General features: G+C 65.4%; 26 protein-coding genes and 2 tRNA genes. 20 read left to right on the top strand and 8 right to left on the bottom strand.

Annotated elements, in window-relative coordinates:
* The first annotated feature begins 34 nt into the window (after positions 1–34).
* The gene (locus tag EAV90_RS18735; RefSeq protein ID WP_164937015.1) at positions 35–1,129 is read left to right on the top strand and encodes an adenylate/guanylate cyclase domain-containing protein; all 1,095 of its coding nucleotides are present in this window, start codon (positions 35–37) and stop codon (positions 1,127–1,129) included.
* A gap of 42 nt (positions 1,130–1,171) precedes the next feature.
* Here EAV90_RS18735 and EAV90_RS18730 read toward each other — a convergent pair whose 3' ends face one another.
* The 3 genes from EAV90_RS18730 to tsaD form a co-directional block, all read right to left on the bottom strand.
* Positions 1,172–1,585 (bottom strand): EVE domain-containing protein, encoded by a 414-nt coding sequence (locus tag EAV90_RS18730; RefSeq protein ID WP_129144323.1) that lies wholly within the window; start codon positions 1,583–1,585, stop codon positions 1,172–1,174.
* Positions 1,586–1,700: 115 nt separating this feature from the next.
* Positions 1,701–2,681, bottom strand: a complete 981-nt coding sequence (locus tag EAV90_RS18725) for an NAD(P)H-dependent glycerol-3-phosphate dehydrogenase (RefSeq protein WP_122400313.1) — start codon at positions 2,679–2,681, stop codon at positions 1,701–1,703.
* Between the two features lie 2 nt (positions 2,682–2,683).
* Positions 2,684–3,757, bottom strand: coding sequence for a tRNA (adenosine(37)-N6)-threonylcarbamoyltransferase complex transferase subunit TsaD (gene tsaD / locus EAV90_RS18720; protein WP_122400314.1), 1,074 nt, complete (start codon positions 3,755–3,757; stop codon positions 2,684–2,686).
* Between the two features lie 151 nt (positions 3,758–3,908).
* Between tsaD and EAV90_RS18715 the strand changes: the two genes are divergently transcribed.
* From EAV90_RS18715 to EAV90_RS18700, 4 genes are all read left to right on the top strand, one after another.
* Complete coding sequence (locus tag EAV90_RS18715) at positions 3,909–4,655, top strand: uroporphyrinogen-III synthase (RefSeq protein WP_129144322.1); 747 nt, start codon at positions 3,909–3,911, stop codon at positions 4,653–4,655.
* Between the two features lie 63 nt (positions 4,656–4,718).
* A complete protein-coding gene (locus EAV90_RS18710) occupies positions 4,719–5,963 on the top strand; it encodes a COG4223 family protein (protein ID WP_129144321.1) in 1,245 nt (414 codons plus the stop codon).
* Positions 5,964–5,999: 36 nt separating this feature from the next.
* Entirely contained in the window at positions 6,000–7,787 is a 1,788-nt protein-coding gene (locus EAV90_RS18705) for a heme biosynthesis protein HemY (RefSeq protein WP_122400317.1), read from the top strand.
* A gap of 97 nt (positions 7,788–7,884) precedes the next feature.
* Positions 7,885–7,960: transfer RNA gene (locus tag EAV90_RS18700), tRNA-Thr, on the top strand.
* Positions 7,961–8,273: 313 nt separating this feature from the next.
* On the opposite strand, the gene EAV90_RS18695 is transcribed toward EAV90_RS18700, so the two are convergent.
* The gene (locus EAV90_RS18695) at positions 8,274–9,323 is read right to left on the bottom strand and encodes a polysaccharide deacetylase family protein (RefSeq protein ID WP_129144320.1); all 1,050 of its coding nucleotides are present in this window, start codon (positions 9,321–9,323) and stop codon (positions 8,274–8,276) included.
* Positions 9,324–9,576: 253 nt separating this feature from the next.
* On the opposite strand from EAV90_RS18695, the gene EAV90_RS18690 reads away from it, so the two are divergent.
* Together EAV90_RS18690 and EAV90_RS18685 are read left to right on the top strand one after the other, a co-directional pair.
* Entirely contained in the window at positions 9,577–9,870 is a 294-nt protein-coding gene (locus EAV90_RS18690) for a hypothetical protein (protein WP_122400319.1), read from the top strand.
* A gap of 166 nt (positions 9,871–10,036) precedes the next feature.
* A complete protein-coding gene (locus EAV90_RS18685) occupies positions 10,037–10,252 on the top strand; it encodes a cysteine rich repeat-containing protein (RefSeq protein WP_122400320.1) in 216 nt (71 codons plus the stop codon).
* Positions 10,253–10,343: 91 nt separating this feature from the next.
* Here EAV90_RS18685 and EAV90_RS18680 read toward each other — a convergent pair whose 3' ends face one another.
* A complete protein-coding gene (locus EAV90_RS18680; RefSeq protein WP_129144319.1) occupies positions 10,344–12,032 on the bottom strand; it encodes an MFS transporter in 1,689 nt (562 codons plus the stop codon).
* Between the two features lie 137 nt (positions 12,033–12,169).
* On the opposite strand from EAV90_RS18680, the gene EAV90_RS18675 reads away from it, so the two are divergent.
* The 7 genes from EAV90_RS18675 (at position 12,170) to EAV90_RS18645 (ending at position 20,045) form a co-directional block, all read left to right on the top strand.
* A complete protein-coding gene (locus tag EAV90_RS18675) occupies positions 12,170–13,543 on the top strand; it encodes a hydrolase (protein WP_129144318.1) in 1,374 nt (457 codons plus the stop codon).
* A 34-nt stretch (positions 13,544–13,577) separates the two neighbouring features.
* The gene (locus EAV90_RS18670) at positions 13,578–14,948 is read left to right on the top strand and encodes a cytochrome P450 (RefSeq protein WP_129144317.1); all 1,371 of its coding nucleotides are present in this window, start codon (positions 13,578–13,580) and stop codon (positions 14,946–14,948) included.
* Between the two features lie 51 nt (positions 14,949–14,999).
* On the top strand, positions 15,000–16,409 hold the full coding sequence (locus tag EAV90_RS18665) for an adenylate/guanylate cyclase domain-containing protein (RefSeq protein WP_129144316.1): 1,410 nt from the start codon (positions 15,000–15,002) through the stop codon (positions 16,407–16,409).
* Positions 16,410–16,654: 245 nt separating this feature from the next.
* Positions 16,655–17,143 (top strand): tellurite resistance TerB family protein, encoded by a 489-nt coding sequence (locus EAV90_RS18660; RefSeq protein WP_129144315.1) that lies wholly within the window; start codon positions 16,655–16,657, stop codon positions 17,141–17,143.
* A gap of 222 nt (positions 17,144–17,365) precedes the next feature.
* Complete coding sequence (locus EAV90_RS18655; protein ID WP_129144314.1) at positions 17,366–18,145, top strand: SDR family NAD(P)-dependent oxidoreductase; 780 nt, start codon at positions 17,366–17,368, stop codon at positions 18,143–18,145.
* Between the two features lie 129 nt (positions 18,146–18,274).
* Positions 18,275–19,069: a glutamine amidotransferase gene (locus EAV90_RS18650; RefSeq protein WP_129144313.1), complete on the top strand. Its 795-nt coding sequence runs from the start codon at positions 18,275–18,277 to the stop codon at positions 19,067–19,069.
* A gap of 163 nt (positions 19,070–19,232) precedes the next feature.
* Positions 19,233–20,045, top strand: coding sequence for an enoyl-CoA hydratase (locus EAV90_RS18645; protein WP_129144312.1), 813 nt, complete (start codon positions 19,233–19,235; stop codon positions 20,043–20,045).
* 105 nt (positions 20,046–20,150) lie between these two features.
* Here the strand turns inward: EAV90_RS18645 and EAV90_RS18640 are convergent.
* A tRNA-Ala gene (locus EAV90_RS18640) sits at positions 20,151–20,226 on the bottom strand.
* A 205-nt stretch (positions 20,227–20,431) separates the two neighbouring features.
* Here EAV90_RS18640 and EAV90_RS18635 point away from each other — a divergent pair.
* From EAV90_RS18635 to EAV90_RS18625, 3 genes are read left to right on the top strand one after another with little or no spacing between them, the layout of a single operon-like run.
* Positions 20,432–20,722 (top strand): YggT family protein, encoded by a 291-nt coding sequence (locus tag EAV90_RS18635; RefSeq protein ID WP_018645113.1) that lies wholly within the window; start codon positions 20,432–20,434, stop codon positions 20,720–20,722.
* Between the two features lie 15 nt (positions 20,723–20,737).
* Complete coding sequence (locus EAV90_RS18630) at positions 20,738–21,082, top strand: DUF167 domain-containing protein (RefSeq protein ID WP_122400329.1); 345 nt, start codon at positions 20,738–20,740, stop codon at positions 21,080–21,082.
* Between the two features lie 9 nt (positions 21,083–21,091).
* Entirely contained in the window at positions 21,092–21,976 is an 885-nt protein-coding gene (locus EAV90_RS18625; protein WP_129144311.1) for a bifunctional methylenetetrahydrofolate dehydrogenase/methenyltetrahydrofolate cyclohydrolase, read from the top strand.
* Between the two features lie 63 nt (positions 21,977–22,039).
* Here the strand turns inward: EAV90_RS18625 and ppa are convergent, their stop codons facing one another.
* The gene (gene ppa / locus EAV90_RS18620) at positions 22,040–22,579 is read right to left on the bottom strand and encodes an inorganic diphosphatase (RefSeq protein WP_122400331.1); all 540 of its coding nucleotides are present in this window, start codon (positions 22,577–22,579) and stop codon (positions 22,040–22,042) included.
* Between the two features lie 178 nt (positions 22,580–22,757).
* Positions 22,758–23,267: a GNAT family N-acetyltransferase gene (locus EAV90_RS18615; RefSeq protein WP_008136728.1), complete on the bottom strand. Its 510-nt coding sequence runs from the start codon at positions 23,265–23,267 to the stop codon at positions 22,758–22,760.
* A gap of 267 nt (positions 23,268–23,534) precedes the next feature.
* On the opposite strand from EAV90_RS18615, the gene EAV90_RS18610 reads away from it, so the two are divergent.
* From EAV90_RS18610 to EAV90_RS18600, 3 genes are all read left to right on the top strand, one after another.
* A complete protein-coding gene (locus EAV90_RS18610; RefSeq protein WP_129144310.1) occupies positions 23,535–24,446 on the top strand; it encodes an alpha/beta hydrolase in 912 nt (303 codons plus the stop codon).
* Positions 24,446–24,853: a thiol-disulfide oxidoreductase DCC family protein gene (locus EAV90_RS18605; protein WP_129144309.1), complete on the top strand. Its 408-nt coding sequence runs from the start codon at positions 24,446–24,448 to the stop codon at positions 24,851–24,853. Before EAV90_RS18610 ends, EAV90_RS18605 begins: the two co-directional genes overlap by 1 nt.
* Positions 24,854–24,954: 101 nt before the next feature.
* The coding region (locus EAV90_RS18600) for an IS110 family RNA-guided transposase (protein WP_129144308.1) at positions 24,955–25,904 on the top strand (950 nt) is incomplete at its 3' end.

The raw sequence follows: 25,904 nt of genomic DNA, 5'->3' as shown, positions 1-25,904 counted from the left end.
GACAAAGACGGCCCGGCTTCGCCATCATCGGACCATGGATCTATCTCCGACCCTCGCCTGGCTCGTCGATGCCGCCTCGGATTGTCCCGGAGCCGACCGCCTGCTCGCGGAGCTCGGCGCTCATCTGGTGGCCGACGGCGTGCCGCTTGCGGCAGGCAGCCTGACGCTGGAGGTGCCGCACCCGCTGATCGCGAAGCGCACGTGGTTGTGGCGGGCTGATCGCGGTCAGGTGATCGAAGCGCTTGGCTTCGTGCCTGGCGGGCTGGCGCCGGACCCGCCGAACGATGCCGGCCGCCGCTGGCTGCGCGACATCGCGCACGGCGAGGTGCACGAAGACATCGTCGGCCGGCTCGATGGGCCGCAACTGGGCTGGATCGGTCCGCGTCCGTTCACTGCAGACGAGATCGAGCAATTGCGCCAGGCCGCGCGCTTTGCCGCGACGCCCCTTGCCGTGCTCGCGGCGCGTGCCACTTTGCGCGCGACACTGGATGCCTATCTCGGCAAGCGCAGCGCAGAGCGGGTGCTGGCGGCACCCTTGCGGCGCGACCTCGGCGAGACCATTCAGGCTGCGCTGCTCTATGCGGACCTGCGCAATTTCACGAGCTTGTCGGAAACCGCGCCGCCGGCCCAGGTCATCGCGGCGCTCGACGCCTGGTTCGACCGCATCGCCGGCGCGGTTCATGCCTTCGGCGGCGAGGTGCTGAAATTCATCGGCGACGGCGTGCTCGCGATCTTCCCGGTGCTCGAGGCATCGCCGCGCCGCGCCTGCGATGCCGCTCTCCGTGCGGCGAGTGCGGCCGAAGCCGGGATGGCCTATCTCAACGCCGAGCGCCGCGCGCAAGGGCTGCCGCCGCTCGCGTTCGGTGCGGCGCTCCATCTCGGCGAGATGCTCTGGGGCAATATCGGCGCCGCCAACCGGCTCGATTTCACCGCGATCGGTCCCGCCGTCAATCTCGCCAGTCGTCTCGAGGGATTGTGCAAGCCGCTCGGGCGGACCGTGCTCGTGTCGGGGGCGCTTGCGGCCGAGACGGACATGCCGTTGATCGCACTCGGATCGCATTCGCTGCGCGGGATTGCGGCGCCTTGTGAGGTGTTTGCGTTGCCGGACCCGCAAGCCCGGGTATCGTAGCCCGAATGGAGCGAAGCGCAATCCAGGCTCCGGCAGCTTCGGCTAGATTCCGCCCATCTTGCAGACGAGTTTCCATTCCTCTGCCGTCACCGGTTGCACCGAGAGGCGCGAATATTTCACCAGCGCCATGTCGGCGAGCTTCTTCTCGGCCTTGATCGCAGCCATCGTTACTGGCGTCTTCAAGGGCTTGTCGGCCTTGATGTCGACGCAGACGAATTTGCCGGTCTTGTCGGTCGGGTCGGGATAGGCCTCCTTGATGATCTCCGCGATCCCGACGATCTCCTTGCCCTCGTTGGAATGATAGAAGAACGCCTTGTCGCCCTTCCTCATGTTCACGAGGTTCTGGCGCGCAGTGAAATTGCGCACGCCGGTCCAGGCCTCGCCCTTGGCGCCCTTCGCAACCTGCTGCTCCCAGGACCACACCGACGGTTCGGATTTCACCAGCCAGTAGTTCATAATGCGCCCTGTCCATTCGTCATGGCCGGGCTTGCCCCGGTCATCCACGTCTTTGCTATCCGTCAATATCAAGACGTGGATGCCCGCGACAAGCGCTGCCATGACGAGAAAGACGTCATTCCTCTGCCTTGAAGGGACGCGTCATCAGCCCCGAGATCGCAGCATCGATCGTGCTTCGGCCGCTCAGGATCGATGCGACCGCTTCTGATACCGGCAACTCGATGTTTTGCGAAGCGCCGAGTTCGATCAGCACAGGGGCCGTGAACTCGCCCTCGGCGAGCTTGCCGGCAGGCGGCTGCTCGCCGCGCCCGAGTGCGAGTCCGAGCGCGAAGTTGCGCGATTGCGGGCTCGAGCAGGAGAGAATCAGATCACCGAGGCCGGACAGACCAGTGAGCGTCTCGCTGCGCGCGCCGAGCGCGCGGCCAAGACGCGTCAGCTCGGCAAAGCCGCGGGTCGTCAGCGCCGCCTGGGCCGAGGCGCCGAGCTTGCGCCCGACGGAAATGCCGACTGCGATCGCCAGCACGTTCTTGGCGGCGCCGCCGATCTCGACACCCCGGATGTCCGTGGAATGATAGGGGCGGAATGTCGGCGAGCCCAGCGCCTGCACCAGGCTGCTGGCCAACGCCTCATCGCTTGCCGCCAGGGTCACAGCCGTCGGCAGGCCGCGGGCGACGTCGTCGGCAAAGCTTGGGCCTGACAGGATCGCCGGCTGCGCGTGCGGCGCGGCCTCGGCGATCACGTCTGTCATGAACTTATGGGTGCCGTGCTCGATGCCCTTGGCGCAGGCGACGACCGGAATGTGTTTTGCGAGATGCGAGGCCAACATGTTGACCGCGCCGCGCAAGTGCTGCGCAGGCGTTGCGATCAGCAGCATGTCGGCGCGCGCGGCGATCGCCGGATCGCTCGTGACGACAATGTCCGGAGCAAGCCGCACGCCGGGCAGCCGCGGATTGTCGCGCGTCGATGCAATCCGCGTCGCATGCTCCGCGTTGCGCGCCCAGAGCGTCACGCTCCGCCCTGCCCGCGCCGCCACCATTGCCAGTGCGGTACCCCAGGCGCCCGCGCCGATCACCGCGATGGATTGGAACGCGGTCATCGTCAGAATCCCGCCCGTGTGTTGCCGTAGCCCCGAGGCGCCGCCGCATTGGCGTCGAGCAACCACCGTGCGCGCGGCTGCGCGTCCATCGTGTCGGTCAGGCCGAGCGCGAGGCGTTCGGCTCCGGCCCAGGCAATCATGGCGCCGTTGTCAGTGCAGAGCGCGGGCGGCGGCATGATCAGTTGCGTCTGCGCCTGCCTCGCGACGTCATCGAGAGCGCCGCGGATCGCCTGATTGGCGGCGACGCCGCCGGCGGCCACGAGCGCGCGCGGCGCGCCGAACTGCTCACGAAAAAGCTTCAGGCCAACGCTGAGGCGGTCGGCCGTCGAATCCAGCACCGCGGCCTGGAAGCTCGCGCAGAGATCGCTGATGTCCTGCGGCGTGAGCTCAGCCAGCCGGCTCGCTTCGGTGCGCACTGCCGTCTTCAATCCCGACAGCGAGAAATTCGCATCGGGACGCCCTTGCATCGGCCGCGGAAACGCAAAGCGCGTGGCGTCACCGCCTGCCGCCGCGCGCTCGACCTGCGGTCCGCCGGGATATGGCAGTCCCAGCATCTTCGCGACTTTGTCGAAGGCTTCGCCGATGGCATCGTCAACGGTGGTGCCGAGCCGCACATACTGGCCGACGCCGGTGATCGCGACGATCTGGGTATGGCCGCCGGAGGCGAGGAAGAGGCAATAGGGAAATTCGATGCCGTCGGTGAGGCGCGGCGTCAATGCATGCGCTTCGAGATGATTCACCGCAACCAGCGGCGTGTCGTGCACCATCGCGATCGCCTTCGCTGTGGTGAGCCCTACGATGACGCCGCCGATCAGCCCGGGTCCTGCGGCCGCGGCGACGCCGTCGAGCTGGGCATAGTCGATGCCGGCCTCCCGCATGGCGCGATCGATGATGCCGTCGAGCAGGTCGACATGCGCGCGCGCGGCGATCTCCGGCACCACGCCGCCGAAGCGGGCGTGCTCTTCGACCTGCGACCGCACGATATTGGAGAGAATCTTGCCGCTGCCGTCAGGTGTCCGCTCGATCACGGCCGCAGCGGTCTCGTCGCAGGTGGTTTCGATGCCCAATACCAGCATTGGCGAATTGTTATCCAATTTGCGCCCTTGCGCTCATCTGTAAAGCAGAGTTCTGGTACGTCCGGTAGCATCCCGGGGCCAGATTGCGCAATCGTCACGCGCCGCCGTCCAGGTCAATGCGTCACCGCCACGTGGTTCGGGAACACCAGCGATGTCCATTCTTGTCACACGGCCGCATCCCGACAATGAGACGACGGCGGTAAATCTGCGCGCGCGTGGGCATCTGGTGCTGCTCGCGCCGGCGCTCAAGTTCGAGCCGGTCGCCTTCCTTGGCGAGAGTGAAGCGCCCTACGGTGCCGTTCTCGTCACCTCGGCCAACGCGATCCGCGCCGTCGCGGCGCAGTTGCGGGACCTCGGTCTTCTAGAGCTCCCTTTGTTTGCGGTCGGCGAGCATACGGCCGCTGCGGCGCGCGAGGCCGGTTTTGTCGAGGTAATCGTCGCCGGTGGCGATGCTGCTTCCTTGCGCGAGAAGGTGATGCAGAGCGCGCGCGACAAGGTGCTGAAGAAAAAGAGCGCGCTGCTGTATCTCGCGGGCGCGGATCTGTCGCGCGATCTCGGCGGCGAACTCGTTGCCGAGGGTTTCCGCGTGGTCACGCAGACAACCTATCGCATGGTCCCGGTCAAGCATCTGCCGCGCGAAGTCTGCGAGGGCTTTGCCGCCCACGGGATCGAGGCGGTGCTGCACTACTCCCGGCGCAGCGCCCGCGCCTTCCTGGACGCAGCGCGGGACGAAGGCGTCGAAATCTCGGCGCTGGCGATTCCGCATTGCTGCCTGTCCGACACGGTTGCGGGCGTGCTGCGCGATGCTGGCGCGTCACAGGTTCTGGTGGCCGCCACGCCGGACGAAACTGCCTTATTCGACACCTTGGAGCGTGCGTTGCGGACCCGTTTGGCGTAAAGGTCGGGCCGAATCCGACGCAATCTAGTCCACCCTGGTATCGAAGTGTGAGGAACCGTCACGATGGCCGATGACAAGCCTGAAGACGCTGGATTGGCACCCGACGCGGGCCGTGCCAAGCGCACCCCGCCCACCATCGACCTCGAGGCGACAGAAGTCTCCACCCAGCCGCAGCAGGTCGCGGGCGAGCCCGAGGGTCCCGGGCATGCCGCGCAGGCGCAGGCCAGGTTCGAAGAAGGCGGATCGGAAGAGATCAAGACCGAGCCTCAGTCCGGCTCTGCAGAGGAGCAGGCGTCCGCGCCTGTGTCAGCGCCGGTTTCGCCCTGGGTCATTGCGCCGTTCTCCGGTGCCGTCGCAGCGGCGGTCGTGATCGCGGTCGGCTGGATGCTGGGCTGGCCTGCGGTGCAGGCGCCGCCGGCCGCGCCGCAGGTCACCAGTGCGACGATCGATGCGCTAAGCGGACGCGTTGCTGCGGTCGAGGCCAAGGCCGGCAAGCCCTCAGCCGATCCGGCCATGGCGGCGCGGATCGACGCGCTGGAGAAATCCGCAAGCATCCTGCGCAGCGACATTGCCAATCTGCGTGCGCAGTTCGACAAGACTGCGAATGCCCTGAATGACGCGAAAGTAGCGTCGCCTGCCGCTGCGCCTGATCTTGCAGCTGTCCTCGACCGCATCGCTCAGCTCGAGCGCGCCAGCAAGACGGAGCGCGCCGAGCTTGCGCAGCAGGGCGAGAAGATCGCGGACGCCAGGACGGTGGACGACAAGCCGCTCCGCCATGTGGTGGCAGCGGCGCTGCTCGACGTCGCCGTTCGCCATGGCGATCCCTACCGATCGCAACTGGCCGTGGCGCGTTCGCTGGCGGCCAAGCCCGACATGCTGAAGCCGCTCGACGCGTTTGCATCGTCCGGTATTCCGACAGCGGCCGCGCTGAGCCGCGATCTCCTCAACATCGTGCCGAAGCTGTCGCCGCCGCCGGAAGCTCCGTCGAGCGACGCCGGCATTGTCGAGCGTCTCCAGGCCGGCGCATCAAAGCTCGTTCGCATCGAGCGCACCGACGGGGTCGGCAACGATCGCGGTGCCATCGCTGCGCGCGTGACCGCGGCTGCGCTCCGCAACGATTTCGTCGAAGCGCGGCGCGAGCTGAAGATGCTGCCCGAGGCTGATCGCGCCCCGGCGCAGGCCTGGCTCGACAAGATCGATGCCCGCGACACCGCGCTCGCCGCGTCCCGCAAATTCGCCGACGATGCCATGGCGGATCTCGTGAAATCCGATCCGGTCAAGTCTGATCCAGTCAAGCCTCTTCAGTAAAGGTTCGCGCAACAATCGGCGCGTATAGGGATCGCCATGCTTCGCATCGTCCTGTTTCTCGTCCTGATCGCACTGGCGGCGGCCGGTGCGGCCTGGGTTGCCGACCAGCCCGGCGACCTCGTCCTGACCGCGGGTGGTTTTCGCATCTCGACGACGCTTCCCAGGTTCGTGTTCCTGCTTGGGCTCTTTGCCGTCGCCGTGGTGCTGCTCTGGAGCATCCTGACGATGATCTGGCGCACGCCGGGGCGTCTGCGCCGCCGTCGCCACGAAAAGCGCCAGGCGCGGGGACGCCACGCCATCACCCACGGCCTGCTCGCGATCGGCCATGGCGATCCCGCGCTCGCCCGCCGTCATGCCGAGGCGGCGCGGCGGCATGCGCCGAACGATCCGCTCGCGCTGCTGCTGCACGCGCAGTCGGCTCAGCTCGAAGGCAATCGCGACGAGGCGCAGCGCGTTTTCCGCGCGATGGCCGAGCGCGAGGACACGCGGCTGCTCGGCCTGCGCGGCCTGTTCATCGAGGCGCAGCGCGCCGACGATGCGGTCGGCGCGGTGATGATCGCGGAAGAAGCGATCAAGCTGTCGCCGTCCGCGACCTGGGCCTCGCACGCTGTGCTCGGCTTCCGCTGCGCGCGCGGCGACTGGAGCGGCGCGCTTGCGATCCTCGATTCGAATCTGTCCGCGGGCCAGATCGACAAGCCGACGTATCGGCGGCAGCGCGGCGTGCTGCTTACCGCGCGCGCGCTGGAATTGGAGACGATGGATCGCGACGTGGCGCGCGAGAGCGTGATGGAGGCGGTCAAGCTCGCGCCGACGCTGGTCCCGGCCGCGGTGCTCGCGGCAAGATTCGAGAGCGAGGCGCATCAGGTGCGCCGCGCCATGAAGCTGGTGGAAGCGGCCTGGCTCGCCAATCCGCATCCCGATCTCGCCGATGCCTACGCGCATGTGAAGCTCGGCGATTCCGCGCGGCAGCGCCTGCAGCGGGTCGAGACGCTCGCGGCCAAGACGCCAGCGGACAAGCCCGGCCATATCGAGGGCCAGCTCGCGATCGCGCGCGCCGCGATCGATGCCTCCGAGTTCGGCCGCGCCCGCGAGGTGCTCGCGCCTTACGTCAGCGATCCGACCCAGCGCGTCGCCCTGCTGATGGCGGAGATCGAGCGCGCCGAGCATGGCGATGGCGGCCGTGTCCGCGCCTGGACCCTGCGCGCAGTACGCGCTCGCCTCGACCCCGCCTGGACCGCGGACGGCTATGTCAGCGACCGCTGGCGGCCGGTCTCGCCGGTCACCGGCCGCCTCGATGCGTTCCAGTGGCAGACACCGGTCGCGAGCCTGCCCTCGGACAAGGGCGCCACGATCGAATCCTCGCCCTTCGAGGAAGCCATGCTGGCGGCCCCGCCGCCGAAGCGGGTCACCGCCGCTCCTGGCGCAGCTCCGGTGGAACCGCCGGTGATGGCCCCGGTGCCGGTACCGGCCGCCCAGGACAATTCGCCCCCTCCGGCCAAGGAAGTTCCACAGGAAGCTGCCAACGAAGCAGTCAAGGACGACGAGCCGGCCGTCACACCCTCCGAGCCGGCGAATCCGGCTCCGGCGCCCGCCGAATCATCGCCGCCGGCGGCAACGCCGGTGTTCCGAACCCGAGCCGACCTCGGCAAGCAGGCATCGGCGCCGATCCAGGCCGTCATCCCGATCGTCCGCGCACCGGATGATCCCGGAATCGACGACGACGGCCCGAGCGATGAATTTACGGAACAAATCGGCACGCCCAAGGCTGACGCAAAGGCCCAGGTGGGCGGCTGGCGCGGATTCTGGTCCCGCTGGGGCGCGTGAGGCGTATTTCGAGCCCGGCTTGTCCTTGCCAATTCCGGCCATGCCCGATATCAGGAGCGCGTATCGGGGCCGGCATCGCGCAGGTCCCGGCCGGTTCGCCGCAATAGCTCAGTCGGTAGAGCACGTCATTCGTAATGACGGGGTCGGGGGTTCGAATCCCTCTTGCGGCACCAGCGCCTGCCTGTCCGGCCCGGAGACATGGGTAACGAAACGTACCTAAGAGATGGGTGACAACCTCGTGCCGATCGGGTTGTCGCGGGGTTTCAAAGTCATCTGCTCCAAGTTCGCTTCAAATTGCTCACCCCGCCGGCAATTTCGGCTCCTGCGCTCATTACGCTGATCGCTCCCGCTGCGGGAAGAACCGTCTCAGCGCCGGTCACAACCAAGCCCGCCGACCAGGACCACGGCATCTACCGGTAAGCCGCTCGCCAAAGCAAATGGCCGGGCGAAGGCCCGGCCATGTGCATCTTGAAGTGGCGATCGCCTTTATTGCGAGACCGTCTGCACCACGCTCGAGATCGGGCGCGTGTTCGTGCCGGCGGTCGGCACCTTCATGTCCTTCATCAGCGCCTCGTCATATTCCGGCAGCGTCTGAAGCGTCGTCTTCGCTTTCATCTGCACGACCTTGTAGCCGCCGGCCTTGAGCCGCGCGAGCAGCGCCGGCATGGCTTCGCCGGTGTGCTTCTGGAAGTCATGCATCAGGATGATGCCCTTGCCGAGCTTGTCGAGCCTGGTCATCACGGTCTCGACGATCTTCTCGGGCGTGGCACCCTTCCTGAAATCGAAGGAGTCGATGTCGGTCGAGAACATCGCGACGTTGCGGGTGCCGAAATAGGTCACCATCGCCGGATTGTGCTGGAGCTGCGGGAAGCGGAAGAACGGCGCCGGGTTGGTGCCGAGCGCGAAGCGCACCGCGCTAAAACCCTTCTCGACCTCGTCCTTGACTTGTTGCTCGGTCATCTTCTTGCTGTTCAGGTTGACATGCGACCAGGTGTGCGTGCCGACCGTGTGGCCCTGGGCCAGCACCTGGCGCAGGATTTCCGGATGGTAGGTCGCGTGCTTGCCGACCGAGAAGAACAGGCCCTTGGTGCATTCGTCCGCGAGCGCCTTCAGCACGGCGGGCGTGTTGACCGGCCACGGGCCGTCGTCGAAGGTCAGCACGACCTCCTTCTCGGTGAGGAAGTCGAACTGCTTGAAATGCTCGAAGCCGAAGCCCGGACCGCCTGTCGTGTCGATCTCGACCACGCGGGACACGCCCAACGCGTTCGGATTGGCGCAGGCCTGTTTCGGCTGCATCGGCATGACCGGCGCGGGTGCCGGAGCCGCTGCGGCCGGCTTGGCCGCGATCGCCGCGGTGGTCTCGACGTCGTCCTTGGCGGCGAGCTTCGCCTGTGCCGGCAACGGGTCGGCGGTACGGGCGGCAATCGTCTTGGGAGCGCCCTGGTCGGCGCGCGCGGAATAATAAAACCAACCGCCGGCGGCGATCACGACCGCCGCAACTACACTGGCCAGCATCAGGCCCAACGCATTACGCATCGCTACTCTTTCCAATTACGCAACCAAACCGGCGGAATTTCCCGCGCGACAAGCCATTAATGCGAAGTAAGAGTTAACGTGACACCAACGCGACGGCGGTCGTGGAGGAATTTCAGCGGGGTGCGCCAAAGTGACCGGGATCACAGAGGATCGGCCTCCCGTGAGCGTCATCACAGTGGAAACGGATTTCCCGGATCATCGTAGCTCCCATCGATAACGGGGCCGCTTGTCGCGGTTCCAATGGGAGCTTCAAATGACCAAGTCGTTTACCAGCAAGATCCGTGACGCCAGCCTGGCCTTGGGCTTTGCCGCCATCGTCTCGATCATCTCGACGAGCTCGAGCTTCGCGTTCTCGGCCGAGGCGCAGCAGATGTGCACTGGCGATGCCTTCCGCCTCTGCTCGGCGGAGATCCCCAACATCCCGAAGATCACGGCCTGCATGGTCAAGCACCGCTCTGACTTAAGCGCCGGCTGCCGCGCGGTGATGGACAAGGATCTCGCCAAGGGCGCCTCGCGCAAGATCGCTGACGCCCAGGACAAGCAGTAAGCAACGCGGCGATCATTGCGCTGGTCAGCTCCCCTTGCGATGTGTCCCGGCATGAAGCCGGGACCATGCGGCGGCGCCTTGCAGCCAGTCAACAAAGCCGTTGCAGCCCCGGTATCGTCGCACTAGCTTCGCCCGCACATTCTTTTGCGCTACGAGGCATTACGCGATGGCCAGATTTCTTTTCATCATCCCTTTTCTGCTGTGCGCATCGGCTGCATCCGCACAACAGCAGCCCGGCCACGATGCCTGCGCGCGCGACGTCTCGCGCTTCTGCCGCGCCGTGATGAACAATGGTGATGGCGCCGTGCTCGCCTGCCTGAAGCAGAACCGCACGCGCCTGAGCAAGGCCTGTGACAAGGTGCTGACGGAACACGGGCAGTAACGATTTCTGTAGCACGGATGAGCGCAGCGAAATCCGGGAACGCTTGGCCCCGCATGTCGCTTCGCTCATGCGGGCTACGGGCCGAAAGAAGCTACGTGCCGCTCCCTGTCGCGGTCGCGACCACGGGCAGCACCTCGCTATTCGCCCGGTCCGGCGTCTCGTCCTTCCAGCGCACCGAACCGAATGGGCGCTCCAGCATGCGGCGGATCCGAACCGGCTCGGGACCGATGTGGAAATCGATCGCCTGCTGATGCAGCGCGCGTTCGGACTGGGTCGAGCGGTTGCGCTGGCGCAGGTAATCGAACCAGGTCGGGCAATGATAGCGCTCGGTCCACAGTTCGGGATCGGCGATGTCGCGGGCGATCGACCAGCCATAGGCGCCGTTGCGCTGGCGTGAGAGCTGCACGTCCTGCATCACGTTGTGGAACGCGCGCGCGTTCTCTTGCGCGACGCGGTATTCGATCTCGACCACCAGCGGCCCGCTACGCCCGGTCAGCGACAGCTTCACCTCGGGATCGGCCAGCACCTCTGCATCCTCGTTGCGCGCGCCGACGCGCGGCATCGCCAGCCGAATGCCGAGCAGCGGCGAGATCAGCATCAGGCCTGCCGCCGTCAGCAATGCGATCTCGACGCCGGCATAGTCGGTGAGATGGCCCCAGCCCCAGGCGCCGATGGCGATGCCACCGGAAATCGACGCCTGGAACGCCGCCAGCGAGCGGCCCGCGACCCAGCGCGGCGCCGAGAGCTGCACGCCGATGTTGAACAGCGCGATCGCAGCCATCCAGACCGCGCCGGCCAAGACCAGCGCGGTCGCCGTCAGCACCGGCTCCGTGCTCAGGGCCAGGGCGGCCATCGCGAAAGCCATCGAGATGGTGCAGGCGCGGATCGCGGCCTCGCCGCTCATGCGCTTGCGCAATTCGTGGATGTTGAGCGCGCCGATCACCGCGCCCATGCCGAAGGCACCCAGCATGATGCCGTAGGTCTGCGCGCCGCCACGCAGCAGGTCACGCGCGACCAGCGGCATCAGCGCCATCACCGCGCCGCCGATCAGGCCCATCACCAGCGTGCGCAACAGCACGATCTTGATCGGCGGCGAATTGGTGATGTAGCGCACGCCCGAGACCATGGCGCGGTTGAGCTTTTCCCGCGGCAGGCGCGAGGGCTCGGTGCTGCGGCGCCAGAGCAGCAGCACCAGCAGAAGCGGCAGATAGAGGATCGCATTGCAGGCGAACGCGGCGACCGCGCCGAGCGCAGCGACGATGACGCCGCCGACCGCCGGACCGAAGCTGCGCGCGATGTTGTAGCTGATACCGTTCAGCGCGACGGCCGAAGGCAGTGCATCGGGCGGCACCTGCTCGCTGACCGAGGATTGCCAGGCCGGGCCGAACAGCGCGTTGCCGCTGCCGACGACGAAGCAGAAGGCGAGCAGCGTTTCCGGGGTGATGAGCTTGAGGCCGGCCAAGATCGTCAGGGCCGTTGCGCCGATCAGCGCGATCGACAGTGAAATCACGCTGACGATGCGGCGGTCATACATGTCGGCGATGGCGCCAGCCGGCATCGAGATCAGCATGATCGGCAGCATCAGGGCGGTCTGCACCAGGGCCACCTTGTCTGCCGAGGCCGCCATCTGCGTCATCGCCCAGGCCGCGCCCACGCCCTGGATCAGGAGGCCGAGATTGGAGAGCAGGCTGGCGAGCCAGATCCGCCGAAACACGGTGTACCGCAGGGGTGCGGCAATGCCGTCGGCGGCACTTTTCTGGCGGTTCGTCTGCTCGGTCATATCCCCTTCCAAACGGTCTTGCAGAAATGGTCCCAGGCGATTCCGGCAAATTCAGTGATGCCCGCGAAAGTCCTTCGCTGTCCAGCGTTTAGGCCGGTATAAGCGGTGCAAAGAGGCGGTTTGCCGGGGAGGAACAGATGAAGCTGTCACGACGGACGATTTTGCAGGGCGTTGGCAGCTTGCCTTTCGCAGTTGCGAGCTTGCGGACGGCTGCGATCGCGCAGACCGCGCCGGCGGCCGCGCCGAGCACGGAGGTGCCGCCGATCCTGTTCGTTCACGGCAATGGGGACTATGACGCGCTCTGGATGACGACGCTCTGGCGGATGGAATCCAATGGCGTTGCGCGCGAGCGCATGATGGCGATCAATTTCACCGATCCCCTGGCGCGCAGCGACGACAAGCTCGAGCAGGCGGGGCGTTCCTCGACCGAGGACCAGCGCCGCGAGCTGGCCGCTGCCATCGCCGAGCTGAAGCGCCGGACCGGTGCGACGCGCGTGGCGCTGGTCGGCAGCTCGCGCGGCGGCTACGCCATTCGCAACGTCATCAAGAATGGCGGCGCCGGCGATGTCAGCCACGCCGTGCTGTGCGGCACGCCCAATCACGGCGTGTTCGCGACCGACGACCAGCCGAACAACGAGTTCAACGGCCGCGGCACGTTCCTGCGCAGCCTGAACGAAGGCGAGAGCGAGGTGACGCCGGGGGTTGCCTTCCTCACGCTGCGCAGCGACGGTCTGGACAAATATGCGCAACCCGACGGCCGCTTCATCGGCAAGCCTGGCACACCGACCAATGTCAACGCAGAGGGGCCCGAGCTGAGGGGCGCCACCAACCTCGTGCTCGGCGCGCTCGACCATCGCGAGGTCACGTTCCATCCGCGCGCGTTCCGGGAGATCTACAAGTTCATCGCCGGGCGTGAGCCCGCGCGCATCGCGATTGTGCCGGAGACGAATGTGAGGCTGAGCGGCCTGGTCACGGGCACGCCCGGCGGCGTATCGACCAATCGCCCGGTGGCGGGTGCAACCGTCGATATCTTCCGTGTCGATCCCGAAACCGGCGAGCGCATGGGCAGTGCCGTGCACAGCACGAAGACCGGCGCTGACGGCCGCTGGGGGCCGGCGCAGGTCGAGCCGTCCTGGTCGCTCGAATTCGTGCTGGCGGCGCCGGATGCGCCGATCACGCACATCTACCGCTCGCCCTTCCCGCGCTCGTCCGACGTCGTGCACCTCCGGCCCGCGCGCCCGGTCGGACCGGCCGACAAGGATGCCGACGCGGTCGTGATCATGTCGCGTCCGCGCGGCTATTTCGGACTGCCGCGGGACGTGGTGCTGTTCGACGGCAGGGAGCCGGCCGACGTCAAGCCGGGCGTGCCCACGGATGCGACAGCAACACTGCGGCTTCCGGCCAGCGAGGTCGGACGTAACATCGTGGCTCAATTCGGCGAAGAGCGGATCGTGGCCCGCACCTGGCCTGCCGCCGAGAACCGGATTGCGATTGCCGAGCTGACTTACTAGCTATTAGCCTGCGTCACATCCGCGGGAGAGAGCCATGAATATCGCCAGCGTGCGTCGGCCCATCATCCCTCCCGCTCCCCCGCGTGCGCCCGACGACATGTCGTTCTTCGGCCGTCTCGCGGTGATCCGGCAGAACATGATCGCGACCTGGGGGCAGCGCGCCTATGAGGAAGACGTCATCCCGGGCCGCTTCTTCTTCCGCAACAGTTTTATCCTGAACCAGCCGGATGCGATCCGGCACGTCCTGCTCAGCAATTACGAGAATTACACGCGCACGCCGGCCGGCATCCGCATGCTGCGCCCCGTGCTAGGCGACGGCCTCCTGATCGCGGAAGGTCATTCCTGGACATTTCAGCGCCGCACCCTCGCGCCAGCCTTCACCCCGCGCGCCACCGCAAATCTCGTCCCGCACATGACGGCGGTACTCGACGAGACCATCGCAAAGCTCGATGCGCGCGCGGGCGAAGACGTCGACCTGCGCGAGGTCATGCAGCGCATGACCCTCGAGATCGCCGGGCGCACGATGTTCTCGTTCGGCATGGACCGGCACGGCGCGACCCTGCGCAACTTCATCATGGAATATGCCGCGCGGTTGGGACGTCCCTATTTCCTCGACATGGTACTGCCGGTGTCGTGGCCGAGCCCGATGGATCTTGCGCGCGCCCGTTTCCGCAAGCGCTGGACCGAGTTCGTTGCCATGCTGATCGCCGAACGTCGCGCGGCCGGCAAGAAGGATGGCGCGCCGCCGCGCGACCTGTTCGATCTCATGGACGAGGCGCGCGATCCCGAAACGGGCAAGGGCTTCTCGGACGAGCAGCTCGTCGACGAGGTCGCGACCATGATCCTGGCGGGTCACGAGACCACGGCGACGGCGCTGTTCTGGGCGCTCTATCTGCTCGCGCTCGATCCGGAGACGCAGGAAGAGCTCGCGTCCGAGACAAGCGGCGAGCATCTCGACAGTATCGCCGACATCGATCGCCAGAAATTCACCCGCGCCGTGATCGACGAGACCATGCGGCTCTATCCGCCCGCCTTCCTGGTCGCGCGAGCCGCGCGCGAGAGGGACAATGCCGCGGGCGTCGAGATCGGCAAGGGCGACATCATCATGATCGCGCCCTGGTTGCTGCATCGGCACGAGAAGCTGTGGGATCAGCCGAACGCGTTCATTCCAAAGCGCTTCATGTCGAAAGAGGCGCCGGACCGCTTCGCCTATCTGCCGTTCGGCGCAGGTCCGCGCGTCTGCATCGGCGCGCCGTTCGCGCAAGCCGAATCCGTGCTGGCCCTGGCCCGGTTGATCGGCGCCTTCCGCGTCGAGCTCGCCGATCAGGCTGTTCCCGTGATTCCGCAAGGCGTCGTCACCACCCAGCCGGACCATTCGCCCATGTTCCGCATCACGCGTCGGTGACAGGCGCTCGTCCGGCCGACGGCGTGATTCATCCTAGATAGAGCCCCTGCCATGAGCGACATCCAGGCCCAGTTTTCCGTTCTGAAGCAGACCGCCGATCCGAAGGTTGTCGATGCGATCGCGCAGCTGATCGCCCAGGGTCAAGATCGCGACCTTAACCGCATCAATGTGCTGGATTTTGCCGATCGCACCGGGCTCGACCAGGAGAAGGTCATTTCCGGATTCCTGCATGCCTCGCGGCTTGGCCTGTTCGACATGAGCTGGAACGTGCTGTGTCCTGGCTGCGGAGGGGTCCTGGGCGCACACGCAACGCTGAAATCGTTGAAGCACGAAGACTACAACTGCGCGCTCTGTGCAGCCGGATACGAGGCATCTGTCGATGAGATGGTCGAGGTGGCCTTCACCGTCAGTCCGCGGGTTCGCCGCATCGGTGCTCATGATCCCGACACGCTGCCGATCTGGGAATATGTCCGGCAGATGTTCTGGAGTTCAGGCGTCGACATCAACGATGAAACCTTTGCGCGCCTGATCAACGAGGTGACGCTCGAGGCACTCGAATTGCCTGCCGGCGAGAAGGCAATCCTCTCGCTGACCCTGCCCAGCCAGTTCATCATCGTGTTCGAGCCGGTCACTCATTCGGCGCATTTCCTCGACGTCCGGGGTGAGCCGACGAGCGAACGCCAGCAGCTTTCGATCATGTTCAACAGGCTGGAGGCGCCTACGGGGACCACGGTGATGCGCCCCGGGCCGTTGCGCCTTACGCTCGAGAATCAATCGGGCGGTCGCGTGTTGCCCTCGGTCTGGATTGCTGCCGACGCGCTGCATGAGATGATCGGCAAGCGCAAGCCAATTCTGACCGCCAAGCGGATGCTGTCCAATCAGACGTTCCGCGATGTTTTCAAGGCCGACAATCTCAACGTCGACCAGCGATTGAAGATCACATCGTTGACCTTCCTGTTCACCGACCTGAAGGGATCGACGGCCCTGTACGAGCGCGTCGGCGACCTCAGTGCTTTCGATCTTGTGCGCGCGCATTTTCGTGCGCTCCTGGAGATCATCGCTGCCGAGAAGGGTGCAGTTGTGAAGACGATCGGTGATGCCGTCATGGCGACCTTCGTCAGACCTGAGCACGCCATCACCGCCGGACTGCGCATGCGCGCAGCCATGGACGAATTGAACAGGCAGCGCGGCGCCAACGATCTCATTCTCAAGATCGGCATCCATGAAGGTCCCTGCCTCGCGGTGACGCTCAACGAGCGCCAGGATTATTTCGGCCAGACGGTCAACATCGCGGCTCGCGTGCAGAGCCTGTCGACCGCGCAGGAGATCCACATCACCGGGCCGGTGGCGGATGCGCCGGCGGTCGCCGAGCTGCTGGAGCGGCGCGCGATCAAGCCGATCCAGAAGCAGGCCGCGCTCCGCGGCATCGCCGACAAGATGGTGGTGTACGAGATACCGTGAGGGAGTGCGGCGGCCGCAGCGCCGTCATTCATGCACAAGTAATGACGGTGTCGAGGCAGGTGCGTATCCCAGCCACCGTCGTCATGTCCGGACAAGCCTGGACATGACCGCGAGCCGCGCTCCGGATTGCTGAAACGTAATGCAGCGCGCGGAACTGACGCACGTTGCGCCGGTTGAGTTTCCCGCTCATATAATGCTGGTATCGGCCGCACCCCTCGCGGCGTCATTGATCTCGGTAGGACCTCATGCTCGACGGCTTGCGCCAGTTCATCGCCGACATTGTCGGTCCCCAAGCTCAGGACCGCGCATTCGGCGACAGCGATTATCGGCTGGCGGCGACCGCCCTGCTGGTCCATGTGGTCTCGCTGGACGGTCAGCCGAGTGCAGCCGAGAAGCGCAAGCTGCACAGCCTGATCGAAAGCCATTTCGGCCTCGATCGCGGCACCGCGGATCGCCTGATCGCCGATGCGACGGAGGTCGAGGGCGAGGCGGTGGACCTCTATCACTTCACCAGCGTCATCATGCGCTCGCTGGACGAAGAGGGCCGCAAGCGCATCGTGCAGATGATGTGGGAGCTGGTCTATGCCGACGGCCAGGTCAGCGAATTCGAGGACAATGTCGTCTGGCGTGCTTCCGACCTGCTCGGGATTTCCCAGCGCGACCGGATCGAGCTGAAGCACGCAGTCGCAGAGCGTGTCGGCGGCCAAATCAAGGACGGTGCCGTCGGCGGCTGACGGCGCTGGACTCGACGAAGCGCGGCGTGCGCGCATACATGACGAAACTTTAATTTATTCGCCGCCCGCGCCGAATTCGCCTGTAAATCCACGGTCTTTCAGCACTGCCTGTCGTTCTGCTCAAGCGGCCATGCTGTCAGCGCCGCTTGCCTGTTGCGTTCGGCCTATGCTCTCGTTCCCCCGTTGCGGGGCCAAAAAAGTTGCTTTCAAGAGACTTCGATCGTGGTTGAGCGGGTGACGCTGATTACTGGTGCCTCGGCGGGCATCGGGATGGAGCTGGCGCGTGTGTTTGCGTCCAATGGACATCGCCTCGCATTGACCGCGAGACGGGCAGACCGTCTGGAGGCGCTCGCCACTGAGCTGGCCGCCAAGTGCGGCAAGAAGCCGATCGTGATCGCCTGTGATCTCGAGGACAGGGACGCCGGCGCGACGATCGCGGCAGCGCTTGCGGCCGAAGGTGTCGAGCTCGATCATCTCGTCAACAATGCGGGCTTCGGCGTGTTCGGCGATGCGACCGAACGCGATCGCAGCGAGCAGCTCGGCATCGTCGACGTCAACGTCCGGGCCCTGACGGATCTGTCGCTGCGCTTTGCCGATCAGCTCGTCAGGAACAAGGGCGGTCTTCTCAACGTCGGATCCGTCGCCGGCTTCCTGCCCGGGCCCGGCATGGCCGTCTACTACGCGTCCAAGGCCTATGTGATTTCCTTCACCGAAGCGATGCGGGCGGAGCTTGCACCGCGCGGCGTCCGCGTCACCGTGCTTTGCCCGGGTCCGGTGCCCACCGAATTCCAGGCCCGCGCCGGCGTCGGATCGCAACATGATACGGCCGTTCTCAACGTCTCTGCCGCCGAAGTTGCACGGGAGGCGTATCGTGGCCTGATGGCCAACAAACGGGCAGTGCTGCCGGGTCTCGGCATCAAGATTGTGCCGTTCGCGCTCCGCTTCTTCCCGCGCGGCTTCATCCTGGCAGCCACCAGCCGGTTCCAGAGGCAGCGGCGCTGAAGAACGCCCGGTGCATCCGTAGTGGCCCGGAGCTTGCTTCAAGATCGGGGCGTGTGTGCGCAAACTCACACGATGTTAACCATCGCTTAGCTAAGCTGGCGGTCTGAACCGATAGCACTCGCAGAGGCCATGTCGTTCCGGACGGACAGGTTTGGTGGCGCAGATGTGGTGCCCTTCCCACGGAGGGCGCCGAGCGCCGCCGCCGCTGAAACCCGGCTGCCGATTCTGATCGTCCTGCATCAGGAATGCTCGACACCGGGCCGCGTCGGCAATGTGCTGCGCGCGCTCGGCCATCGCCTCGACATCCGCCGTCCACGCTTCGGCGATCCCTTGCCCGAGACGCTCGATCAGCATGCCGGTGCCGTGATCTTCGGCGGCCCGATGAGTGCCAACGATCCCGACGACTACATCCGCCGCGAGATCGACTGGATCGAAATTCCGCTTCGCGAGCAGCGGCCGTTCCTCGGCATCTGCTTGGGTGCGCAGATGTTGGCGATGCAGCTGGGGGCCCGTGTCGCGCCGCATGCGCAGGCGCTGACCCAGATCGGCTATTACCCGATCAGGCCGACCGCTGCTGGCCATGCGCTCTGCCCTCATTGGCCGGCACAGGTCTATCACTGGCATCGCGAGGGCTTTGAGCTGCCGGCCGGCACCGAGCTGCTCGCCGAAGGCGATGATTTTCCGGTGCAGGCGTTCCGTGCCGGGAATGCCTTCGGCGTGCAGTTTCATCCCGATGTGACCTACGCGATGATGCATCGCTGGACCACGCGCGGCTATGACGGTTTCAGCGCGCCCGGTGCGCGGCAGCGGCATCATCACTTCGCGGATCGAGCCGTCTACGATGTCGCGGAGCGCGCCTGGCTCGATCACTTCATCAACGGCTGGCTGGCGCGCCGGCCGGTGCTGGCGCAAGCCGCCGAGTGATCGCGACTTCGCGCAGGTCCTTGGCGCAGGTCCTTGGCGCAGGTCCTTGGCGCAGGTCCTTGGCGCAAGTCCTTGGCGCAAGTCCCTGCCGCTTCCTTGGATATGCTAGGTTCGCCGCCAACGAGCGCGCGCGAGATCGCGCCGGCAAACCAGGGAGAGCGTCATGGCCTATGAACACATTCTCTATGAGGTGAGCGACAAGATCGCCACCATCACGCTCAACCGCCCCGATCGCATGAACGCGTGGACGCCGATCATGGAGCGCGACGTGCGCCACGCGATGGAAGCGTCAAACGCCGACGACAATGTCCGAGTCATCATCCTCACCGGCGCGGGCCGCGCCTTCTGCGCCGGCGCCGACATGGATGCGCTGAAGGGGCTCGATCCCGACGACGTCAGGCGTGCTTCGAACCTGCCGCCGTTCGACATGAACCGCCGGCCGGATTGGCAGACGCGCTACGGCTATTACCCCTCGATCAAGAAGCCCGTCATTGCCATGCTGAATGGCGCCACGGCCGGCATCGGTCTCGTCCACGCGCTCTGTTGCGATCTTCGCTTTGCTGCCGACAATACCGTGTTCACCACCGCCTTCGCGCGGCGCGGCCTGATTGCGGAGCACGGCATCAGCTGGATGCTGCCGCGCATCGTCGGTCACGCCAATGCGCTGGATCTGTTGCTTTCAGCTCGGCGCGTGTCGAGCGAGGAAGCGTTGCGGATCGGGCTGGTCAACCGGCTCTGCTCGCCCGAGAAGCTGCGCGAGGAGACCTACGCCTATGCGCGCGACCTCGCCGATTTCGTCTCGCCGAGCGCGATGGCCGTGATCAAGCGCCAGCTCTACGAGGTGCCGTTCCAGACGCTTGCCGAGGCGACGATCGAGGCCAACCGCGAGATGATGGTGGCGCTGAAAGGGAGTGATTTCAGGGAGGGTGTAGCCAGCTTCATGGAGAAGCGGCCGCCGAGGTTTACGGGCAGGTAGGGACTGATTTGCGGATGAAGCCCGGCTTCGCCCTTCGGGCTGCGCCGCGGCAGCCTTCGCTACGAAAGGGCTTGCCGAGCCGAAGCTGGCGAAGCCAGCGAAGGCTGGTGGAGCCAGGCGGGATCGAACCGCCGACCTCGTCATTGCGAACGACGCGCTCTCCCAGCTGAGCTATGGCCCCTTTGCTGGCCGCTCTGGTGAACGCGGCCGACAACCGGGCGCCATTTAAGTCCCTGCCAAGGTCAAGTCAAGGACGGGTGTAACCCGGTTTTAGCCATTTCCGCGCCTGAACTTCCCTTGTTTGGGCCGGAGGGAACCGATATCTAGCAGCAGGCGTCAATCCCGACCGTAGCCAGAGTTTTCAAAAGCCAGAGGCCTCAAAAGCCATGCGTGCCGTTCTCGACATCGTCATCATCGTGCTCGACCTCTACGTCTGGCTGCTGATCGCCTCCGCAATCCTGTCCTGGCTGATTGCCTTCAACGTGGTGAACACCCGCAACCAGTTCGTGTCGGCGGTAGCGGAGTTCCTGTACCGGATCACCGAGCCTCTGCTGGCGCCGATTCGCAATTTCCTGCCGAGCCTCGGCGGCCTCGACATCTCGCCGATCATCCTGATCCTGATCATCATGTTCATCGAGCGGGTGATCCTGTACTACATCTACCCGAACGTGATCTGAGCGGGCTGGGGCGCCTTGGTTGCGAACGAAGCTTCAAGGGAACCCTGGCGTTACTCGACCGCAGGAATCAGCATCGCGCTGCGGGTGACGCCACGCGGCGGCCGCGACGACATCGACGGCATCGAGCAACTCTCGGATGGCCGCAGCGTGCTCAAGGTGCGGGTGCGCGCCATCGCCGATGGCGGCGAGGCCAACAAGGCCGTTCTGGTGCTGCTGGCGAAATCGCTTGGCGTACCGAAGGCCAGCGTCAAGCTTTTGTCCGGGGCGACCTCGCGGCTGAAGCAGATCGCGGTCAACGGCGATCCGACACGGCTCGGCGAAGCCTTGCGCCGGCTCACGTCGGCCCATTCGATAGACTGAGGAACTGACATGACCGCTGAGATCATCGATGGAAAAGTCATCGCCGCGGACCTCCGCGCCCGCGTCGCCGACGAGGTCGCCCGGGTCAAGCGCGAGCACAATCTGGTGCCGGGCCTTGCGGTCGTCCTGGTCGGCAACGACCCCGCCAGCGAGGTCTATGTCCGCTCCAAGCGCACCCAGACCCAGGCGGCCGGGATGACCTCGTTCGAGCACAAGCTGCCGGCCGACGTCTCGCAAGCAGATCTGCTGGCGCTGGTCGCAAAGCTCAACCGCGATCCCGCCGTGCACGGCATTCTGGTGCAGCTGCCGCTGCCGAAGGGGCTGAACACCGAAGCCGTCATCAACGCGATCGACCCCGCCAAGGACGTTGACGGGCTACATCCGAACAATGCCGGCCGGCTCGCCGGCGGCTTTGAGGCGCTGTCGCCCTGCACGCCGCTCGGCTGCATCATCCTGACCAAGAGCGTGCACGCCTCGCTCGAAGGCATGAACGCCATCGTCCTCGGTCGCTCCAACCTGGTCGGCCGCCCGCTGGTGCAATTGCTGCTGAACGAGAACGCCACGGTGACGATCGCGCATTCGCGCTCGCGCGATCTGCCTGATCTCGTGAAGCGCGCCGACCTCGTCTATGCCGCGGTCGGCAAGGCGGAGATGGTGCGCGGCGACTGGCTGAAGCCGGGCGCCACCGTGATCGATATCGGCATTACCCGGATTACGAAGGAGGATGGCAAGACGCGCCTCGTCGGCGACGTCGCCTATCAGGAAGCGCTCGGCGTCGCCGGTGCCATCACGCCGGTGCCGGGCGGCGTCGGCCAGATGACGGTGGCGTGTCTGCTGGTGAATACGCTGCGGGCAGCGTGTGCGATTGCCGGCCTGCCGAAGCCGGCGGTGTAGTTGAACTCTCATGCCCCGGACGCAGCGTGAAACGATGCGCTGCCGAGCCGGGACACGGAAGCATCAACCCTTCTTCTTCTTCTTCTCGCGCTCGATGCCTTCGAGGATCAGCTTGTGCGCTTCCTCAGGGCCGCCCCAGCGCAAAATCTTCACCCACTTGCCCTTTTCGAGATCCTTGTAGTGCTCGAAGAAGTGCTGGATCTGCTGCAGCGTGATGTCCGGCAAGTCGGAATAGCTCTTCACCTTGTCGTAGCGCTGAGTCAGCTTCGATGACGGCACTGCCAAAATCTTCTCGTCGCCGCCGGCTTCGTCTTCCATGAACAGCACGCCGACCGGGCGCACGCTCATGACGGCGCCGGGAATGATCCCGCGGGTGTTGATGATCAGGACGTCGCAAGGATCGCCGTCGTCCGACAGCGTATGCGGGATGAAGCCGTAGTTACCGGGGTAACGCATCGGCGTGTAGAGGAAGCGGTCGACCACCAGCGTACCGGCCTCCTTGTCCATCTCGTACTTGATCGGTTCGCCGCCCACGGGGACCTCGATGATGACGTTGACGTCGTGTGGTACGTTTTTCCCGATCGAGACCGCATCGATACGCATTCAAGGCTCCGTTATTGCCGAGGTGAAATCGCGCCCGGCAGCGATTTTGGCGCTGTCATACGCGGGCTTGGCCCGCTGATCCATCGCGTTTTTGTGAAATAATGAATCCGGCGACCACCGGCTCTTGAGGCAACGGGTATCGACGGACGGGAAACCCTGCCGGGAGGGTTTCAGCAGCTCAATTGGTCCAGGCGAAGGCAACCTTGTCGAGCGATTTCGGCCCGAACCGCTCGGACGAACGTGCCACCATGCGTCCTCCCAACGCCCGGTAGAACTCGGTCGCGGGGTCATTGTCCGAGAGCGCCCACACCACCATGCTCTTCAGCCCGCTCTGCATCAGGTCGCGGCGGGCGGCAGCGAACAGCCGGCGGCCGAAGCCGAGTCCCTGAAATTCGGGCCGCAGATAAAGCTCGTAGATTTCTCCGTCGAAATGCAGGCTGCGGGCGCGGTTGCGGCCGTAATTGGCATAGCCGGCGATCTTGTCGCCGAACACCAGCACACTGACGCGGCTGCCCTTGCGGATTGCACTGTCCCACCACTGCGGACCGCGGCGATTGATCAGCTTCTCCAGCTCGGCGCCGGGAATGATGCCCTGATAGGCCGAACGCCAGGCTTCGTCATGGGTCGATGCCACCGCAGTTGCATCTGCAGCTTTGGCCGGCCGGACCTCGATCAGGGTTGTGCTCATGGACGCGATCAAACCAAGTCGCCGCGCCGGCGGCAAGACCTATCGTTAATTATCGGTTAACCTGTGGACTTTCTGCATCAGTATTTTGGCCATGCTGTGCCGAAAGAGGACAAGCCGACATTTCAGACGGCAATCGCAGGACCAAGCGTCGGTACGAAACTACGTTACGGCAACCAGGGAAGGGCAGTGGCAACGCAGAAAGTCGGCCGATAATGATTCGTTCCTACCAATCTGGCTGTCACTATTCGCATTCGCCCTCGGCAATTCATGCGGCTCCTCAACACCATTGCGCTCCTGCCTCTGTTGGCTTTGCTGACTGCGCCGCCTCTGTGTGCTCAGGCCACGCTCGGCCCATCGGGGGAGGAGGGCGAACCGTTTCGTCGGCAAGAGTGGCTTGTGCCCTCGCCGGATACCCACCTTGCTGCGCATGCCCTGCTGTTTCGCCCCGCTGGCCCAGGTCCGTTCCGACTCGCGGTGATCGCGCACGCCTCGACGCAGAACGCGTTGCGTCGTGCGCAAATGCCGCAGCCGGAATACCGTCCGCTCGCCGCCTACCTCGTCGCGCGCGGTTTTGCCGTGCTGGCGCCGGAGCGGCCCGGGCATGGTGCGACCGGCGGCCGCTATATCGAGGATCAGGGCGGCTGCGACGAGGCCGACTACGCACGCTCGGGCCGCGCAACGGCCAACGCAATTTCGCGTGCACTGGCCTATCTGCAAAAGCAGGATTTCATCGGCAAGGAGGCCGCCATCGTGATCGGCCATTCCGCCGGGGGATGGGGTGCATTGGCGCTGGCCAACGCCGATCCCAAGGTGATCTCCGCGATCATCGCCTTTGCGCCGGGGCGCGGTGGCCATGCCAATGATGAGCCGAACCGAATCTGCGCGCCGCATACGCTGCTTGCCGCCGCCGCGGAGTTCGGCAGGGCGGCGCGCATTCCCGTCACTTGGCTAGTTGCGAGCAATGACAGCTATTTCGCCACGGCATTTTCGCAGAAACTCGTCGGTGCGTTTCGCGGCAGCGGCGGAAAGGTCGAGTTTCGCTCACTGCCGGCCGTCGGCAGCGAGGGCCACTGGATGATCGAAACCGAAGCCGGCGTCAAAGCCGCAAGCGGTGAGCTCGCGCGCGCACTGAACCAGAGCGGGCCAACGGCCATCCAGAAGCCATGGGGCAATCGCTGATGCAGAAATGGCCCGACGATGACGTGATCCTGTTCGACGGCATCTGCATCTTCTGCTCGCGCTGGGTGCGGTTCGTTGGGACCCGCGACACGGCGAAGCGGTTTCGCTTTACGCCAATCCAGTCGGATTATGGAACGCGGTTGGCGCGAACGTTCGGCATCGATCCGGAGGATCCCGACACCAATGCGGTGATCCATGGGGGCGAGGCGTTCATGAAGTCGGATGCTGCGCTGACGGTGCTGTCGCAGCTCCCCGGCTGGGGCTGGGTACGCGCATTATTCGTCGTGCCGAAGCCGTTGCGGGACCCGATCTACAATCTCGTCGCGCGCAACCGCTATCGCATCTTCGGCAAGTACGACGCCTGCTTCGTGCCCGATGCCGATTTGCGAGCGCGGGTGATTGAGTAGCCCGTCATTGCGAGCGTAGCGAAGATTCCATGGGGAGTGGATAGCGACCAGGTCTGAGGCCAGACTGAGGGTTGCTGAATCCATTCAACCTGGAGACGACGATGTTGCTCGATCATCCTTCCGACGGACTGGCCGCTATCCGCACGCAGTTTGGCGCAATTTTTGTGTCATTGGAACTGAGCCGTTCGACATGGCTGGTCACTTCGCTGTCGCCCTGCAAGGGCGAGAAGATGTCCAAACGCAGCATGAAGGCCGGCGACCTTTCGGAACTGTTGAAGCTGTTTGCGGAGCTGAAGCGCAAGGCGCAGGCGCGAACGGGTGAGAGCTATCCGATCATCACGATCCAGGAGGCGGGGCTGGACGGGTTCTGGCTTCACCGCGCCCTGCAGCAGGAAGGCATCGAGAGCCACGTAGTCGATCCGGCCTCGATTGCGACGCCGCGCCGGCGCCGGCGGGCCAAGACGGACCGGCTGGATGGCGAGACGCTGTTGCGGACGCTGCTGGCCTACAAGCGCGGCGAGGTACGGGTCTGCGCCATGGTCGTTGCGCCCTCTCCGGCAGAGGAGGACCGCCGTAGGCTGTGCCGCGAGCGAGAGACCTTGATCGCGGAGCGGATCGAGCATGTGAACCGGATCAAGGGTCTTCTGTTCGCGCAAGGGATCTTCGACTACGCGCCGCTGCGGCGAGACCGGCGGAAGCGGCTGGAGGCCTTGCGGACGGGCGACGGGCGCGCCTTGCTGGCGCATCTGAAGGCGCAGATCAGCCGCGAACTCGACCGGCTCGAACTGCTGCTCGACCAGATCACGGCGGTGGAGCGCGAGCAGGATGCGTTGCTGGCCGCGAGCAAGGCGGCGGGGGAGAAGACCGTATCGAACCCGGTGGCAATGCTGCTCGAACTGAAGAGCCTGGGCCCGAACTTCACGGCCGTTCTCTGGTCGGAGGCCTTTTACCGGCAGTTCGCCAACCGCCGCCAGATTGCATCCTATGCCGGCCTTGCAGCCACGCCATGGCGCAGTGGCGGCATCGAGCGCGAGCAAGGCGTGTCGAAGGC

The sequence above is a fragment of the Bradyrhizobium vignae genome (assembly GCF_004114425.1).
In the GTDB taxonomy this organism is placed as follows: Bacteria; Pseudomonadota; Alphaproteobacteria; order Rhizobiales; family Xanthobacteraceae; genus Bradyrhizobium; species Bradyrhizobium vignae.
Note: the sequence above shows the minus strand (reverse complement) of the source record. Positions and strands in the feature narration are given on the sequence as shown.

Coding starts and splice junctions, on each gene's coding strand:
- tsaD (WP_122400314.1), bottom strand. CDS start 3,757: ATGCTGGTATTGGGCATCGAAACCACCTGCGACGAGACCGCTGCGGCC.
- EAV90_RS18685 (WP_122400320.1), top strand. CDS start 10,037: ATGGCCAGATTTCTTTTCATCATCCCTTTTCTGCTGTGCGCATCGGCT.
- EAV90_RS18670 (WP_129144317.1), top strand. CDS start 13,578: ATGAATATCGCCAGCGTGCGTCGGCCCATCATCCCTCCCGCTCCCCCG.
- EAV90_RS18625 (WP_129144311.1), top strand. CDS start 21,092: ATGACCGCTGAGATCATCGATGGAAAAGTCATCGCCGCGGACCTCCGC.
- EAV90_RS18675 (WP_129144318.1), top strand. CDS start 12,170: ATGAAGCTGTCACGACGGACGATTTTGCAGGGCGTTGGCAGCTTGCCT.
- EAV90_RS18605 (WP_129144309.1), top strand. CDS start 24,446: ATGCAGAAATGGCCCGACGATGACGTGATCCTGTTCGACGGCATCTGC.
- EAV90_RS18725 (WP_122400313.1), bottom strand. CDS start 2,681: ATGACCGCGTTCCAATCCATCGCGGTGATCGGCGCGGGCGCCTGGGGT.
- EAV90_RS18615 (WP_008136728.1), bottom strand. CDS start 23,267: ATGAGCACAACCCTGATCGAGGTCCGGCCGGCCAAAGCTGCAGATGCA.
- EAV90_RS18665 (WP_129144316.1), top strand. CDS start 15,000: ATGAGCGACATCCAGGCCCAGTTTTCCGTTCTGAAGCAGACCGCCGAT.
- EAV90_RS18695 (WP_129144320.1), bottom strand. CDS start 9,323: ATGCGTAATGCGTTGGGCCTGATGCTGGCCAGTGTAGTTGCGGCGGTC.
- ppa (WP_122400331.1), bottom strand. CDS start 22,579: ATGCGTATCGATGCGGTCTCGATCGGGAAAAACGTACCACACGACGTC.
- EAV90_RS18715 (WP_129144322.1), top strand. CDS start 3,909: ATGTCCATTCTTGTCACACGGCCGCATCCCGACAATGAGACGACGGCG.
- EAV90_RS18705 (WP_122400317.1), top strand. CDS start 6,000: ATGCTTCGCATCGTCCTGTTTCTCGTCCTGATCGCACTGGCGGCGGCC.
- EAV90_RS18635 (WP_018645113.1), top strand. CDS start 20,432: ATGCGTGCCGTTCTCGACATCGTCATCATCGTGCTCGACCTCTACGTC.
- EAV90_RS18710 (WP_129144321.1), top strand. CDS start 4,719: ATGGCCGATGACAAGCCTGAAGACGCTGGATTGGCACCCGACGCGGGC.
- EAV90_RS18680 (WP_129144319.1), bottom strand. CDS start 12,032: ATGACCGAGCAGACGAACCGCCAGAAAAGTGCCGCCGACGGCATTGCC.
- EAV90_RS18735 (WP_164937015.1), top strand. CDS start 35: ATGGATCTATCTCCGACCCTCGCCTGGCTCGTCGATGCCGCCTCGGAT.
- EAV90_RS18690 (WP_122400319.1), top strand. CDS start 9,577: ATGACCAAGTCGTTTACCAGCAAGATCCGTGACGCCAGCCTGGCCTTG.
- EAV90_RS18645 (WP_129144312.1), top strand. CDS start 19,233: ATGGCCTATGAACACATTCTCTATGAGGTGAGCGACAAGATCGCCACC.
- EAV90_RS18650 (WP_129144313.1), top strand. CDS start 18,275: ATGTCGTTCCGGACGGACAGGTTTGGTGGCGCAGATGTGGTGCCCTTC.
- EAV90_RS18660 (WP_129144315.1), top strand. CDS start 16,655: ATGCTCGACGGCTTGCGCCAGTTCATCGCCGACATTGTCGGTCCCCAA.
- EAV90_RS18610 (WP_129144310.1), top strand. CDS start 23,535: ATGCGGCTCCTCAACACCATTGCGCTCCTGCCTCTGTTGGCTTTGCTG.
- EAV90_RS18730 (WP_129144323.1), bottom strand. CDS start 1,585: ATGAACTACTGGCTGGTGAAATCCGAACCGTCGGTGTGGTCCTGGGAG.